At 39.1% G+C, this 14,930-nt stretch carries 11 protein-coding genes and 1 pseudogene; 5 read left to right on the top strand and 7 right to left on the bottom strand.

Going from position 1 to position 14,930, the window contains the following annotated elements; all coding sequences use genetic code 11:
* Positions 1–38: 38 nt before the first annotated feature.
* Positions 39–575 (top strand): gamma carbonic anhydrase family protein, encoded by a 537-nt coding sequence (locus tag DRF67_RS08685; RefSeq protein ID WP_115927907.1) that lies wholly within the window; start codon positions 39–41, stop codon positions 573–575.
* 95 nt (positions 576–670) lie between these two features.
* Here DRF67_RS08685 and DRF67_RS08680 read toward each other — a convergent pair whose 3' ends face one another.
* A complete protein-coding gene (locus DRF67_RS08680; RefSeq protein ID WP_228435770.1) occupies positions 671–1,132 on the bottom strand; it encodes a hypothetical protein in 462 nt (153 codons plus the stop codon).
* Positions 1,133–1,209: 77 nt separating this feature from the next.
* Here DRF67_RS08680 and DRF67_RS08675 point away from each other — a divergent pair, with 77 nt between their 5' ends.
* On the top strand, positions 1,210–3,336 hold the full coding sequence (locus DRF67_RS08675; protein WP_115927906.1) for a helix-turn-helix domain-containing protein: 2,127 nt from the start codon (positions 1,210–1,212) through the stop codon (positions 3,334–3,336).
* A 46-nt stretch (positions 3,337–3,382) separates the two neighbouring features.
* Here DRF67_RS08675 and DRF67_RS08670 read toward each other — a convergent pair whose 3' ends face one another.
* Positions 3,383–4,231, bottom strand: a complete 849-nt coding sequence (locus DRF67_RS08670; RefSeq protein ID WP_115927905.1) for a M12 family metallopeptidase — start codon at positions 4,229–4,231, stop codon at positions 3,383–3,385.
* Positions 4,232–4,551: 320 nt separating this feature from the next.
* Between DRF67_RS08670 and DRF67_RS08665 the strand changes: the two genes are divergently transcribed.
* From DRF67_RS08665 to DRF67_RS08655, 3 genes are all read left to right on the top strand, one after another.
* Positions 4,552–5,556, top strand: a complete 1,005-nt coding sequence (locus tag DRF67_RS08665; protein ID WP_115928027.1) for an LLM class flavin-dependent oxidoreductase — start codon at positions 4,552–4,554, stop codon at positions 5,554–5,556.
* A gap of 67 nt (positions 5,557–5,623) precedes the next feature.
* Complete coding sequence (gene ribB / locus DRF67_RS08660; RefSeq protein WP_115927904.1) at positions 5,624–6,745, top strand: 3,4-dihydroxy-2-butanone-4-phosphate synthase; 1,122 nt, start codon at positions 5,624–5,626, stop codon at positions 6,743–6,745.
* A gap of 100 nt (positions 6,746–6,845) precedes the next feature.
* On the top strand, positions 6,846–7,427 hold the full coding sequence (locus DRF67_RS08655) for a Crp/Fnr family transcriptional regulator (protein WP_115927903.1): 582 nt from the start codon (positions 6,846–6,848) through the stop codon (positions 7,425–7,427).
* Positions 7,428–7,492: 65 nt separating this feature from the next.
* Here the strand turns inward: DRF67_RS08655 and fmt are convergent, their stop codons facing one another.
* The 5 genes and pseudogenes from fmt to DRF67_RS08630 form a co-directional block, all read right to left on the bottom strand.
* Entirely contained in the window at positions 7,493–8,443 is a 951-nt protein-coding gene (fmt, locus tag DRF67_RS08650; protein ID WP_115927902.1) for a methionyl-tRNA formyltransferase, read from the bottom strand.
* Positions 8,444–8,612: 169 nt separating this feature from the next.
* Positions 8,613–10,520 carry a RecQ family ATP-dependent DNA helicase gene (locus DRF67_RS08645; RefSeq protein WP_115927901.1) on the bottom strand — a complete coding sequence of 636 codons (1,908 nt, stop codon included), beginning with the start codon at positions 10,518–10,520 and terminating at the stop codon, positions 8,613–8,615.
* Positions 10,521–10,598: 78 nt separating this feature from the next.
* Positions 10,599–12,035, bottom strand: coding sequence for an OmpA family protein (locus DRF67_RS08640; protein ID WP_115927900.1), 1,437 nt, complete (start codon positions 12,033–12,035; stop codon positions 10,599–10,601).
* A 210-nt stretch (positions 12,036–12,245) separates the two neighbouring features.
* Positions 12,246–13,769 (bottom strand): OmpA family protein, encoded by a 1,524-nt coding sequence (locus DRF67_RS08635; RefSeq protein WP_115927899.1) that lies wholly within the window; start codon positions 13,767–13,769, stop codon positions 12,246–12,248.
* Positions 13,770–13,816: 47 nt separating this feature from the next.
* Positions 13,817–14,929 (bottom strand): annotated as a pseudogene (locus DRF67_RS08630) (OmpA family protein); the annotation flags it as partial.
* Between the last annotated feature and the right edge of the window lies 1 nt (position 14,930).

Below are 14,930 nucleotides of genomic sequence, written 5' to 3'. Positions count from 1 at the left end.
TTCAAACGGGCACATTTTCAAATTTTCAAATTAATATTATGGCACTTGTAAAAGAACTTTTAGGAAAGATTCCACAGATAGGAGAAAATACCTTTTTAGCTGAAACAGCTACGATTATCGGAGACGTTACCATGGGAAGAGACTGCAGTGTTTGGTACAATGCAGTAATCAGGGGAGATGTACATTATATCAAAATGGGTGATAAAGTGAATGTACAGGACAACGCAATGCTCCACTGTACCTATCAGAAGCACCCTCTGAACATTGGAAACAACGTATCTATAGGCCACAATGCCATCGTTCATGGATGTACAATTAAAGATAATGTCCTGATTGGGATGGGAGCAATTGTAATGGATGATTGCCTGGTGGAAGAAAACTCCATTGTAGGGGCTGGTTCGGTAGTAACCCAGGGCACACATATCAAATCCGGAGAAGTATGGGGCGGGGTTCCTGCGAAAAAAATAAAAGATATCAATGCACAGCTTCTTGAAGGAGAAGTCAACAGAATTGCAGATAATTATGTGAAATACTCCTCCTGGTATAAAGAAAACGTAAAGGATTATGAACTGTAGATGAAAGTCTGATTTGTAACCCGAAACGGGTAAATAAATACAAAAAGCTATGTTTACGGACATAGCTTTTTTCGATTTGATTAAAAACCTTTGCTTTATTTTTCTGTGTCATCATTAGTGATGAGCCGTATTTTTCCTTTAATACATTTAAGCGCAACGGGTGGCATTACCATCATACAATCCGAGACAATATTATATTTTTCATTAAACACCCTTACCTTATCGTTATAATCAGTGATTCTCTGCAGAAAAGCAGTCTCTATTTTTTTGGGATAGGCAATATATTGCTGAGGTCCGCCGCAGGCTTTTACTCCCATGGGTGCAAATTTCCATTCGCTGGCATCAGTACACTTTTCTCCGGAAACTTCCGATTCAATAGAGGCTTTTAATTTATCCAGTTGAGCCTGATCGTATTTCTGGCTGTCTTCATCTGCGGGCCTGTCTGCAATATCCACAGGAAGATTGTTGTTAGCATTTTTTGATGTATTACAGGAAATCAGGCTAAAAAGAGTACACAATACGACCAACGGAATAGGTATGAAAAATTTTTTCATCATAAACTTAGTTTTTTTAAGAATTTTCAAAACTTATGCCAAGGTAAGAAATTCAATTCATTTCCGTATTTTTGACAACGATGAACAATCATTTTTTTGACTTAATAGAGTACACGAACAGAAGCGTATTCCTGACCGGAAAAGCGGGAACAGGAAAAACGACCTTTCTTAATGATTTTGTAAGACGGACAAAGAAAAAACATATTGTAATAGCTCCTACGGGAATTGCAGCCATTAATGCAGGCGGGGTTACTATTCATTCTATGTTCGGATTACCGTTGAGAACTTTTCTGCCTACGACAGATAGAATAGACACCAGCCTGGCCAATAATATTGCCGATCTGATGCCGCATTTCAAATACCGTAAAGATAAACTCAAACTTTTAAGAGAGGTGGAAATCATCATTATTGATGAGGTTTCGATGTTGAGAGCTGATGTCCTGGATATGATGGATTTTTCACTTCGTTTCATAAGAAGGAATAATCAGAGGTTCGGTGGGGTGCAGATGTTGTTTATCGGTGATTTGTACCAGCTTCCACCGGTGGTAAGGGATGAGCATATTCTGAAAATGTACTATCATTCCCCATTCTTTTTTGACAGCCACGCCATTAAAGAAATTCCTTTGGTTACTATCGAACTGACGAAAGTATACCGACAGTCTGATGAAAAATTTCTTGAAATTCTGAATGCAATCCGGGACGGTGATGTAGCGAATATTGACTTTGGTCTGCTGGATGACAGATATGATCCTGCTTTCGATATGGGTAAGGAATCTTATGTATATCTCTGTTCGCACAATAGAATGGCGGATGAGATCAACCAGGAGAAGCTGAAAGAAATAAAAGTAGATGCCCAAACGTATGAAGCAAAGCTTATTGGTGATTTTAAAGAAAATCAGTTTCCCAATGAACAGTTTCTGGAATTGAAAATCGGGGCCCAGATCATGTTTATCAGAAATGATGTTTCCGGAGAAAAAAAATACTTCAACGGGAAGTTGGGAGAAATTATCGGTCTTGATGAAAATGAGATCCGGGTGGTTCTGGACGAAAGCGAAAGAGAAATCGTTGTGAAAAGAGAAGTCTGGGAACAGAAAAAATATTTTCTGGATTCTGATAAAAATATCAAAGAAGAGGTGCTGGGAAGCTTTGAACAGTTTCCGATAAAACTTGCCTGGGCGGTAACCATTCATAAAAGTCAGGGGCTAACCTTTGATAAAGTGATTATTGATGCCGGAAAGAGTTTTACTGCAGGTCAGGTGTATGTTGCCTTGTCACGTTGCAGAACCTTGGAAGGGATTGTATTAAAATCAAAGATTACCCCTGAAGTTATTTTTAAAGATAACAGAATCCTCAGTTTTCATACGGATACAGTAGCTAACGATCATGTAGAAGCGATTCTGAACCAGGAAAAGTACGACTACAGTATCAGGAAGGTTCTCAGGACACTGGATTGTGTATGGTTTCTGAAAGAGGTGGAACAATGGAATAATCTTTCTATTGTTACCAGAAATATCGATCACGTTAAAACGAATCAGCTTTATCTTCAGTTGAAGCACGAAGCCGTTACGCTTGGGAAAATCTTTGAAAAGCTGGAGCGGGTCATTTCTCAAAAGGTGAATAATTTTATTGAGCAGAAGGAGGAATGGTCAGAAATTGAAAGTAAGACGAAAGGGGCGGTTAATTTCTTTTTTACCGAAACCCGGAATAAGATTTTTGATCCTTTAAAAGAGTTTTATGCTGAAATTAAAGGAGCCAAGGGACTTAAGCAGTATAATGAAGAATTCAGAAACTGGCTGGAAGATATGGAAGAATACCTGAACAGTCTAAAGGAAATTCATCTTCTTGAAACCAAACTTCTGGATGACAAAAATGATAAAGAAATCAGTCTGAAAATAGCTAAAGTGCCGTCACAGGTCCTAACTTTTCAATTGTTTGAACAGGGGAAAACGATCGGAGAAATTGCTCTTGAACGGGGATTAGTGAAAGAAACGGTCATAGGACATCTTGCGAAGTTTGCAGAGCAGGGATTGCTGGATATTGCCAGAGTGATCACTACCGATAAGATCAAAGCTTTTGAAACGGAATTTTATAAAAATCCCCACGAAACTTTGACGGAGTGGAAAAGTGCATTGCCTGCCGACTTTGAGTTTAATGAAATCAGGATTTTAATTAACCACTATAATTATAAAAAGGAAAAGAATTCGTAGAGAATTCTTTTCCTTTTTTTTAATGATGGCGCTATGAGGTTCAGAATTATGGATACATAGCATTGATGGTATTGATATCTCCTGTTGTAAAGCCTGTTCTGTTATAGGTAAAGTTCGTGTTATCCGCTCTTTTAATGGTAGGCTGTCCGTTTTTAGAATACGAATTTGGCCAATACATCATCACCGAGTTGATATTGAATGGGCCGATATCTGTTCCGGAAGTATACATATTAAAATTATAAGCCTGTCCGTTCTGAATGTTATTCCACTGGATGCTGAGGTACTGATCTCTGTCTTTACGGGAATGCTCGTGGTAAAGTCCCACCGTATGCCCCATTTCATGAATGACAGATCCTACAGAAATATACTGGTCCAGAGAAACAGTCTGTCTTCCACCCTGATATCCGATATGAGCCCATCCGTCTGATCCGGATGAACTTCCGAAAATAAACTCTACATAATTACTCTGATTCGTACGGGGAATCCATTGGGTATTGGTTTTGGCGTTGTACTCATTGACAGCAGTCGTAATTTTATTCGCATTTATTGATCCCATATTGCTGGCGACGGTATAATAAATTTTGCCGCCTGGCCATCTTGAAAAACTGGCACCCCCCTTAGAGGCTGTGCCTCCTTCGGCAAGTTGCTGATCAGACAAAACAATATCCCCCTGGAAAAAGTTCATCCCATTCTTTCTTTCGTAGGTAATTTCCTGGCCTCCCAATAGACCTTTTTTGAGATTTTCAGCAGGGTAGGGAGTATCCCGAGCTTCTGGCATCATCTCATCACTGTTTTTACTGCAGGATGACAATGCAGCAATCATCATAAAGCTTACAAGAATTGTTTTTTTTGTCTGGGTTTTCAGACTTAGGAATTCATTAATTTTTTTGTTCATAATACTATTTTTAATGGTGTTTTTAGTTCAGTGCTTCAACTACGAATGTACTATTTTATTTCTATTATTTGTGATTTATTATTACTGTAATATTTGTTTTTCTGAATATATTGCAAAATTCATTACCAATTATTTTGAGGCAATTTCAAATTATCCAATAGTTTTTCCCTGAACTGACCGATCGGTTTTATTAATTACAAAAAGTAACTAATGCAGTTTTTATGTTTTAAATTTGTTTGGTTTTATTGAAGCCAACAATTTATAATTATGAAATCAATAAAGGAGATTCTTCATCACCTTTAAAAAATGAATATCCCGATATGAAAAATTTTGAAATTTCTGTTTTAGACCTTGCACCGGTAAAGCAGGGAAAAAGCATTCATGATACGTTTCAAGACAGTCTGTCACTTGCCAATCATGCCGAAAATTTACATTATAAACGATTCTGGCTGGCCGAGCATCACAATATGGAGAGTATTGCCAGCTCCGCTACTTCCGTTCTGATCGGATTTATAGCCAACGGAACAAAAAAGATAAGAGTAGGATCCGGAGGGATTATGCTTCCAAACCACAGTTCTCTGATTATTGCCGAACAGTTTGGAACTCTGGAATCTCTTTTCCCGGGAAGAATTGACCTTGGACTGGGCAGAGCTCCCGGAACAGATGGATTGACTGCCCAGGCACTGGGAAGAAACCCTGCTATAATCAATGAACAGTTTCCTAGACAGATTCTGGAACTTCAACGCTATTTTTCCAAAGAAAATGCTGATGCGATGGTACGGGCTATTCCGGGAGAAGGACTGGATATCCCGTTGTATATTCTGGGTTCCAGTACAGACAGCGCATGGCTGGCTGCGGAGCTTGGCTTACCGTATGCTTTTGCAGGACATTTTGCTCCCGAGCAAATGGAAATGGCCTTTAAAATATACAGAGAGCATTTTCAACCGTCAGAATATGCGGATAAACCTTATATCATTGCCTGTGTAAACGGGGTTGCAGCAGAAACCTCAGAAGAAGCGTACAAAATGTCCACGACCTTGTTTCAGGCATTCATCAATATTGTTAGAAATGACAGGAAACCATTTGCGCCACCTGTGGATGATATGGATGAAATATGGTCACCGATGGAGAAATCTATGGTGCTCCAGAAACTCAGATATACCTTTATCGGAGATCATGCTGAAATTAAGGAAAAAATTAAGGATTTTCAGGAAAAGTTCAATGTCGATGAGCTCATGATCAACTCACATATCTACGACCATCAGAAAAGATTAAGGTCTTATGAAATCATACGAGAAGCGGTCAACTCTTTATCCGAAGCGTAATAAACCAACCATATTAATTGGCAGATGCTTATTTTTATGAGTATCTTTGCACAAATAAAAAGTAAAAATGTCTGATATTAAATTAAATACTATTCCGGAGGCTATTGAGGACCTTAGAAATGGTAAAATAATCATAGTAGTGGATGATGAAGACAGAGAAAACGAAGGCGATTTTCTTTGTGCGGCGGAACTGACAACGCCGGAAATTATTAATTTTATGGCGCTTCACGGAAGAGGGCTGATCTGTATGCCGCTTCCTGAGAAAAGATGTGATGAGCTTGGTCTTGAAGTAATGGTAAGCAGAAGCAGCGACCCTAAAGAAACTGCTTTCACCGTATCTGTTGACCTTCTGGGTAACGGAACTTCTACCGGAATTTCAGCAGGGGACAGAGCCAAAACCATTCTGGCCCTGATGGATGAAAAATCCAAACCTACAGATTTTATGAGACCTGGACATATTTTCCCGCTTCGTGCAAGAAAAGGCGGTGTATTGAAAAGAGCAGGACATACTGAAGCTGCAATAGATCTTACCCACCTGGCAGGTCTGAAAGAAGGAGGGGTGATCTGTGAGATCATGAATGAAGACGGTACTATGTCTCGTCTGCCCGAACTTCATGCTTTTGCTCAGAAGCACGATATGAAGATCGTTTCTATCGAAGATCTGATCCATTATCAGCTTAAAAAAGGAAATCTTGTAGAAAGGCTGGAGGAGAAAAAAGTAAAAACGCATTACGGTGAGTTTGATTTTTATGCTTTCAGAGAAACTTCCAATGATCAGATCCATTTTGCGCTGACAAAAGGAGCGTGGACAGTAGATGAACCGGTTTTGGTAAGGGTACAGTCGTCAGATTCTTATTTTGATGTCCTGACACGATTAAATAACGGAGAAAAACCTTTACTGGAAAAAGTAACGAATATGGTGAATGAGGCCGGCAAAGGTGCCATCATCTTTATCAACAATGTTTCCAGTTCTGAAAATACATTGCGAAAGCTTCAGCAGTTCCTGAACTATCAGGACGGGCAGGAGCAGCATCCTACTTTAGCCTATAACTATAGAGATTATGGTATTGGGACACAAATCCTGAAGAACTTAGGAATCAATAAGTTCAAGGTAATTACTCAAAACCCGAATATCAAACCACAGGTCGGAGGATATGATGTGGAAGTAAGTGAGATGGTGCAGTTATAAGAAATTAAAGATCAGCGGTTAACTACTATTACCGAAGATTTATTGTCATAAAAAGGTAAAAGGTTTAGGATTTTTCTAAACCTTTTTTTATTTTTAAGTCATGACAGAGCTTTTGAAGAAACATATCCGGCAGTACATAGATATTTCAGATGAAAAGCTGGAAAGATATTGTAATGCATTTACCCTGCAGGAAGTCAAAAAGAAAGAATTTCTTCTGAGAGCAGGAACAATTTGCAACTATGAAGGTTTTGTCACGAATGGCTGTTTCAAAGTCTTTCATACAGACCGCAATGCTGATGAGCAAATATTATACTTTGGCATTGAAACCTGGTGGATCTCGGACATTGACAGTTTGGTAAACAGTATTCCCTCAAAGCTCAACATCCAGGCTCTTGAGGATAGTGAAATTCTTATTCTCCAGAAATCAGATAAAGAAAGATTATGCGTAGAAATACCTGAAATTGAAAAGCTGATGAGGCTCAAGATGCAGATGTCGATTATATCGCTTCAGCGACGGGTTATTGACAATTTAAGCAAATCCTCTGAAGAACGCTATCTAGAGTTTTTACAGAAATATCCTGAAACAGCCCAGCGTCTTACCAATATTCAAATTGCAGCTTACCTTGGAGTAACCCCTGGGTCTTTAAGCAGGGTTCGTCGAAATATTGTTGGCAAAGACTAATCATCAACTGAAAAGTCACAAAAATCTAAACAACTCTTGTGACTTTTGAAATATGAAATGTATATTTAGTCTCTTAGTGTGATGTTGTCAAAATTGCGAAAGCCATTCAGAAAATCTTTTACAGTCATTCTTTTTTTACCTTCCAGCTGAAGTTCCTCCGGATAATAAACTCCGTCTTGCGTATAGATTTTAAACCCGTTCTTTGAAATGTCCAGGGCTCCTGATTGCTTTTCGTGATCCGAAAGCTCATATGTACCCTTGAATATTTTTAAGCCCTTTTCTTCTTCTCCAATTTTTAAAGTAGTGAAAGCGGCAGGGTAGGGAGACATTCCCAAGACAAACTGGTGAATGGTTTTAGAAGAAGCATGCCAGTTGATTCTGGTATCCTCTTTAAATATTTTATATGCATTTTTAGGGTGCTCAACCTGAGGTTGAGGCTGTTCCTCAATTGAATTTTGAGCAAGCGCATCCAATGTTTTTACTACCAAATGTGATCCCATCTCCATAAGCCTGTCGTGAAGACTTCCTGCATTTTCGTCCGGCAAAATTGCTATTTCTTCCTGAAGTAGTATATTTCCTTCATCGATCTTTTCATTAATAAAGAAAGTGGTAGCTCCCGTTTTTTCTTCACCGTTGATGACGGCATAATTGATGGGTGCAGCGCCTCTGTAGTCTGGCAATAAAGAGGCATGAAGATTGAACGTACCCATTTCAGGCATTTCAAAAAGAACTTTTGGCATCATTCTGAAGGCAACCACAACAAAAACATCTGCGTCAAGACCTTTCAGTTCTGCCAAAAACTCTGGGTTTCTTAATTTTTCCGGCTGAAAAACAGGAATATTATGTTCTGAAGCATAGACTTTTACGGGAGACTGGTGGATCTTTTGACCACGGCCGCTTGCTTTATCAGCAACAGTAACGACACCTACTACCTGGTGATGGGATTGATGGATAGCCTCCAAAGAAGTTTTTGCAAATTCAGGAGTTCCTAAAAAAACAACTTTTAATGATTTCATGATGCAAAGATAGTTTTTTGGTTTGAGAGTCCGGAAGGGTTGAGGAAAGAGTGTTTAAGAGCCTGAAAATTTTGTTATAGATATTTAAGAAATAACCACCAGAAACCTGAAACGGTAACTGATTGCAGTGTATAAGCCCGGTGATGGATGATATAGAATACCGATGGTGTCACTCCCGGTTAAGCGCATACGTTCTGAAGTTCAGCATTCTTACTTTCCCTGAATCCAGAAGGAATATCAGGTTTTCGAGAATATTCTCTTTAGAGTGATAGCTTAGCTGTACAGAAAGCTCCTCAATGGTGGAAGATTTTTTAGCCAGCAGATTAATAATTTGCTGAGAAATATTTTTTCCGAAAATAGACTGTTTATTCTTTTCACATACCGAGCATTGGCCACAGTTTTTTGAATTCTTTTCGCCAAAATAAGCAAGGATAAGTTTCATTTTACAGTAGTCGTTGCTTTCTGTATAGAATTTCATTTCCTCCCACTTCTGGATCTTATTTCTCTGGATATGCTCAAACAGTTTCCAGTAGGTACTGTTTATAACTCTTTCATCACGGGGTTTTAAAAATTTTATGCTTGATAAAGCCCCATCTATATATTCAAGATAGTTTTTCTGCTGCAGTTCTTTGAGACGGTCCTTGATCAATGGGCCGCTGACTCCGATCTTATTGCTTACCTGCTGCTCGCTGAACATTACTTTATGGGTCGTGATCCCTGAAACTGTTCGGAAAAGCTGTTCCAAGAAATACGCATCTTTCTGTGGCAGCTGATCGATCTCATCAGCCTTAATGAATAGTTCAAGGGAAGAAAGGCTTTTATTGTCGTTGTAATAAATGATTTCCTGGTTGTGAAGGAAGTTTAAGACATTGTTTATTTTTGATTTCGACAGTTTTGTGAAGTTCTGTATTCCTGTTATATTCAATTGGAATGTCTTTTCAGGCAGTTCAAATTCGGCTACCTGGAAAATGGAGTAGAGGTAACTGATGATTTTTAAAAATTCTGCTTTATTGGGAATCTGATTTTTTAAGATCTGATCAAAATTCACGAGCTCCTGCTTGTTCCAGAGCATATAGGCAAAACTGTCTTTTCCATCTCTTCCTGCTCTTCCGATTTCCTGGTAATAATTTTCAATAGATGCTGCAGGAGAGTAATGGATGACAAAGCGTACATTATCCTTGTCGATTCCCATTCCAAACGCATTCGTAGAAATCAGGACGTGCTGATCACTGCTGTTCCAGAGATTCTGCCTTGCGTTTTTTTCTTTATGAGTTAACCCTGCATGAAAGTAATCTACATTTTTGAGATGATTTTTATGAAGAAATTCAGTCAAAAGCTCTGCTTCTTTTCTTGTTCTTACATAGACAATTCCCGAATCGGTATTGTATTTTAGAATATCCAGAACACGTTGAAATTTATCCGAAACCTCCTCTGCAAAAATCCTGATGTTGTCTCTTTTAAAACTTTTCTGGAAAACTGAAGGCTTTCTGAGGTCAAGTTTATTTTTAATTTCGTCCAATACTTTAGACGTTGCAGTTGCTGTGAGTGCCAGACAAGGAATTTCAGGGTTGTTGCTTCTGAAACCTTTGATATTCTGGTAGCTGGGTCTGAAATCCTGACCCCATTCTGAAATACAGTGCGCTTCATCAACGGCAATAAATGAAAGCTGAATTTCCTCCATATTCTGAAGAAACTGAGTATTGGTTAATCTTTCCGGAGATACATACAGTAGCTTGGTTAACCCTTCTTTGCAACGGTTGTAAATGGCTTCTGCATCATACTCATCAAGTTCTGAGGATAGATATTCAGCTTCTATACCCCGGAATTTAAGCTGATTCACCTGGTCTTTCATCAGGGCAAGAAGAGGAGAGATGACGAGGCATGTTCCTTCTTTCAGCAAAGCGGGAAGCTGGTAACATAAAGATTTTCCTGCTCCTGTAGGCAGCAGAACAAGGGTGTCTTTTTCGTTAATAACAGCATTGATAATGTCCTCTTGAGCATCTCTGAAGTCAGTATAACCCCAGAAATATTTAAGAGTGTCATATTTTAGCTTTTGAAAGTCCTGCGGAGAAATCATAGGGTAAAAATAAAAAAAGTATTATGAAAAAAAAAGCCACGCGATGCGTGACTTTTCTATAATAAATTAATAAGCTTATTATTTAGCTTCAAAGTATACTCTTCTGTTAGCTCTGTTTTTCCATTCAGGGCACTTGGTAGCTGGTTCACACTCAGGGTATTTAAGGTCTTTTTCACCTTTACCTACTGCGTTTATTTTACCAGACTGAACACCGTTTTTGATCAGGTAACTCTTAACGTTATTAGCTCTTCTTTGAGATAGTTTCTGGTTGTAAGCGTCAGTACCTCTTGTATCAGTAGCTCCGATTACATTGTAAGAACCCGTTGAAGAATTGATATAATTAACGGCATTATTCAGGATTGGAGTATTTGAAGGTAAAATTCTGTCAGAATTTAAGTCAAATTCAATCCCTTCCAATTTAGTTTCAGTTTCTATTACCGGTCCTGTAGTGGTTGTAGGACATCCATTGTTTTCTACTGGTCCCGGAACGGTTACACACTTATCGTAAAGGTCAATTACACCATCAAGGTCTGTGTCAAGAGCAACACCGGCACCGTCCACTCTCGCTCCTGCAGGAGTGTCAAGCTGTCTGTCCCAATCGTCACAAACTCCGTCGTTATCAGCATCTCCTTTTTTACATACTTCAATATCCTGGTTTTTGTTAGCCAAAACATCAAGCTTGTAATAGATTTCCTGAAGTGGGTCATGCCACATGACGTGAGATTCATGTTTTCCTAATTTCAGAGTAAGACCTAAAGTCGCGTTGAAGAAATTATCAGAAGTCTGCTCAGATCGCTGATTCACAGCACTGTAGGCTCTGCCTCCACCGTCGAACTCATCGTCACCGGTTATTACATACATCAGTCTTCCTTCGATGTCAATTCTTCTATTCACTTTATATTTCAAACCTGTACCGGCCTGCATAAACAGTGATCCTAGACTGAAAGGTTTAATCTCTGTCATCAGTTTCTGTCCACGGGCATCTTTCTGAAATGCTTTGTAAGCAAGAGTTCCGACACCTGCATATCCGTGTAGTGCCCATCGGTAAGGAGAGTGATTGTCTACTCTTCTTAAAAGGTTAGAGAAGTTGATATCTCCCAAAATAGAGATCGCATCATACTGTGTTCTTCCTGCTACAGCTTTTGCGTCAGGCGCAGCATCTTTGGTATTGAAGAACCCTTGTCTGGTTTCTCCTCTGTCGTATTGTAGTTTTAAACCGAAAGCATGAGAAATAGCTTTGTCAATACTTACATAAGCAGAATATCCGATAAGGTTTTTACCATTACCATTCTTAATGGAAGTCAGGTCGGCTGACTGCATTAATGGAACCCCCGCACCTACTGAAACAGACCAATCATTAAATCTTTTGGATTGATTCGTGAATGGGGATACATTGGCAGACCCTGAAGAAAAAGTATTAGGATACTCTCCAGTTGAAACTGCCGTAGAGTCTTGTGCATATGTAGCAGTAGGAACTGCCAAAGCTAATGCAACAATTGCTAAACTTAATTTCATAGTGTTATTTTTTTAAGTTAAGTTATTTTAAATGATTTTTTTTATAATAAAAGTGAGTTACATTAATTTTTTTCAGAACAAAACCAATTTTACTTTGCGTATTTGATATATATTGCCCGGAAAATGATATAAAGGTATGTAAAATATTCCGTAGTAGAAAAAAAATAACCGAAAAGAATAATACTTTTCGGTTAAGATGATAATAAGAAATTATTTTTTCTTTTTCTTAGTTGATACTTTTTTGATGGTCTTCTTTGCAGGAGCATCATCGTAGTCCTTCTTTTGGATAGAATTCCATTCAGAACTTTCTACAAATCGTACCGTTACTTTTCTATCTGCCAATCTTTCGGCATCGGAAGCTGTAACCGGAATGGTTGCTTCTGCAGAACCTACACCTCTTGATTTCAGTATATTTTCATTGACACCTCTGCTTTCCAATGCTCTTACCACAGCGGCAGCTCTTTCTTTTGAAAGTCGCAGGTTATAAGCTGCATTTCCTTTACGGTCAGTATGACCTGTTAAAAGATAGTTACCTCCGTTCTCTTTGATGATTGAAGCGGCAACATCCAGTTTACTGTTAGATTCAGGTCTGATCGTAGCCTTATTGAAATTAAAATAAATATCTTTAAGAGTTTGTTCAACTTCTACAGCAGTCTGATTGTTGTCTTTCTTCACAGGACATCCATTGTTTTCCACTGGCCCTGGAACGGTTACACACTTATCGTAAAGGTCGATTACACCATCAAGGTCTGTGTCAAGAGCAACACCAGCACCGTCTACTCTCGCTCCTGCAGGAGTGTCAAGTTGTCTGTCCCAATCGTCGCAAACTCCATCGTTATCAGCATCTCCTTTTTTACATACTTCAATATCCTGGTTTTTGTTAGCCAAAACATCAAGTTTGTAATAGATTTCCTGAAGTGGGTCATGCCACATGACGTGAGATTCATGTTTTCCTAATTTGTAAGTAAGACCTAAAGTTGCATTGAAGAAATTATCTGAAGTCTGCTCAGATCTTTGGTTGACTGCGCTGTAAGCTTTACCTCCACCGTCAAATTCATCATCGCCGGTTATTACATACATCAGTCTTCCTTCAAGGTCAACTCTTCTGTTTACTTTAAACTTCACCCCTGTACCTGCCTGCATAAACAGTGATCCTAGACTGAACGGTTTAATCTCTGTCATCAGTTTCTGTCCACGGGCATCTTTCTGAAATGCTTTGTAAGCAAGAGTACCGATACCTGCATATCCGTGTAATGCCCATCGGTAAGGAGAGTGATTGTCTACTCTTCTTAAAAGGTTAGAAAAGTTGATGTCTCCCAAAATAGAGATCGCGTCATACTGGGTTCTTCCTGCTACAGCTTTTGCGTCAGGCGCAGCATCTTTGGTATTGAACCATCCTTGTCTTGTTTCTCCTCTGTCGTATTGTAGTTTTAAACCGAAAGCATGAGAAATAGCTTTGTCAATACTCACATAAGCAGAATATCCGATAAGGTTTTTACCATTACCATTCTTAATGGAAGTCAGATCGGCTGACTGCATCAATGGAACTCCTGCCCCTACTGATACAGACCAGTCATTAAATCTTTTGGATTGTTGTGTAAAAGGAGATACATTGGCAGATCCTGAAGAAAAAGTATCAGGATACTTTCCAGCAGATACCGCCGTAGAGTCTTGCGCATAGATCACAGTTGGTACCGCGATTGCTAATGCTGCAATTGCTAAGTTTAATTTCATCTTGTATTTATTGATTCTTTTGAAAAATAATGTCTTTTGAAGTGTTATTTGGTCGGGCATCCGTTGTTTTCAACAGGTCCAGGCACAGTTACGCACTTGTCATAAAGGTCGATAACTCCATCAAGATCCATGTCCAAGGCAACACCAGCACCATCTACTCTTGCTCCTGCAGGAGTGTCAAGCTGTCTGTCCCAATCATCACATACTCCGTCATTATCAGCATCTCCTTTTTCACAAACCACAAAGTCTGTAGCTGTATTTTCCAGAACATTGGTTTTGTAGTATGCTTCCTGAAGTGGGTCATGCCATGCTAAATGAGATGTCTGCTTCCCAAGTTTGAAAGAAAGTCCTAAACTTACTGTCCAGATATTATCTGATCTTCTGTCGTTAATCATATTGTATTTGGAGCCTGGTGTAGAAGGGTCATAATCATGAGGACCAGCCCATCCACCGCCATCGAACTCATCATCACCACTGATGATGTACATGGTTCTTGCTTCAATATCAATAAGTTTTGAAACGTTATATTTTATACCTAGACCTCCCTGATAGAATATGGAGTTGATATCAATGTCTTGTTTGATGAATAAAGGAACTCTTTTTGGGGCATCACTCCATCTGAATTCATTGTTATCATGCAATGATGTTCTGAATCCCTGTAGCCCGATTCCCATATACCCATGGAAAGCCCATCTGTATGGCGAATGATTGTCTACTCTTCTCAACAGGTTAGAGAAGTTGATATCTCCCATAAGGGCAATCTGGTCAAACTGCGTTGTTGCAGTAGCAACTCCTGCCAGCTTTCCTGCAGCTCCTGCCAGTTGGCCGGTCTGTTTTGTTTCTCCTCTCGTATACATAAGGCTTACACCGAATGCATGCGAAATTTGTTTGTCAACACTCACGTAAGCATTATACCCCCATTTCACATTGTCCTTACGAAGAGAAGTAAGGTCAGCATGAGTCATAAATGCGGGACCACCTCCAACAGAAATAGACCAGTCTCTGAAACGTCTGGCTTTGTTGTCGAAAGGTTGTACGTTAGCGGAACCTGAGGAGAATGTATTAGGATATTCTGAAGAAGAATTTACTGTAGTGCTGTTGTCCTGAGCGAAAGCTGCAATTGGCAATGTCGTAGCCAGTAATAATAAACCTAATTTCATA

Source organism: Chryseobacterium pennipullorum (assembly GCF_003384725.1).
Taxonomy (GTDB): domain Bacteria; phylum Bacteroidota; class Bacteroidia; order Flavobacteriales; family Weeksellaceae; genus Chryseobacterium; species Chryseobacterium pennipullorum.
Note: the sequence above shows the minus strand (reverse complement) of the source record. Positions and strands in the feature narration are given on the sequence as shown.

Excerpts from the sequence above, each read along its gene's own strand:
- DRF67_RS08685 (WP_115927907.1), top strand. The coding sequence starts at position 39 with ATGGCACTTGTAAAAGAACTTTTAGGAAAGATTCCACAGATAGGAGAA.
- DRF67_RS08680 (WP_228435770.1), bottom strand. The coding sequence starts at position 1,132 with ATGATGAAAAAATTTTTCATACCTATTCCGTTGGTCGTATTGTGTACT.
- DRF67_RS08675 (WP_115927906.1), top strand. The coding sequence starts at position 1,210 with ATGAACAATCATTTTTTTGACTTAATAGAGTACACGAACAGAAGCGTA.
- DRF67_RS08670 (WP_115927905.1), bottom strand. The coding sequence starts at position 4,231 with ATGAACAAAAAAATTAATGAATTCCTAAGTCTGAAAACCCAGACAAAA.
- DRF67_RS08665 (WP_115928027.1), top strand. The coding sequence starts at position 4,552 with ATGAAAAATTTTGAAATTTCTGTTTTAGACCTTGCACCGGTAAAGCAG.
- ribB (WP_115927904.1), top strand. The coding sequence starts at position 5,624 with ATGTCTGATATTAAATTAAATACTATTCCGGAGGCTATTGAGGACCTT.
- DRF67_RS08655 (WP_115927903.1), top strand. The coding sequence starts at position 6,846 with ATGACAGAGCTTTTGAAGAAACATATCCGGCAGTACATAGATATTTCA.
- fmt (WP_115927902.1), bottom strand. The coding sequence starts at position 8,443 with ATGAAATCATTAAAAGTTGTTTTTTTAGGAACTCCTGAATTTGCAAAA.
- DRF67_RS08645 (WP_115927901.1), bottom strand. The coding sequence starts at position 10,520 with ATGATTTCTCCGCAGGACTTTCAAAAGCTAAAATATGACACTCTTAAA.
- DRF67_RS08640 (WP_115927900.1), bottom strand. The coding sequence starts at position 12,035 with ATGAAATTAAGTTTAGCAATTGTTGCATTAGCTTTGGCAGTTCCTACT.
- DRF67_RS08635 (WP_115927899.1), bottom strand. The coding sequence starts at position 13,769 with ATGAAATTAAACTTAGCAATTGCAGCATTAGCAATCGCGGTACCAACT.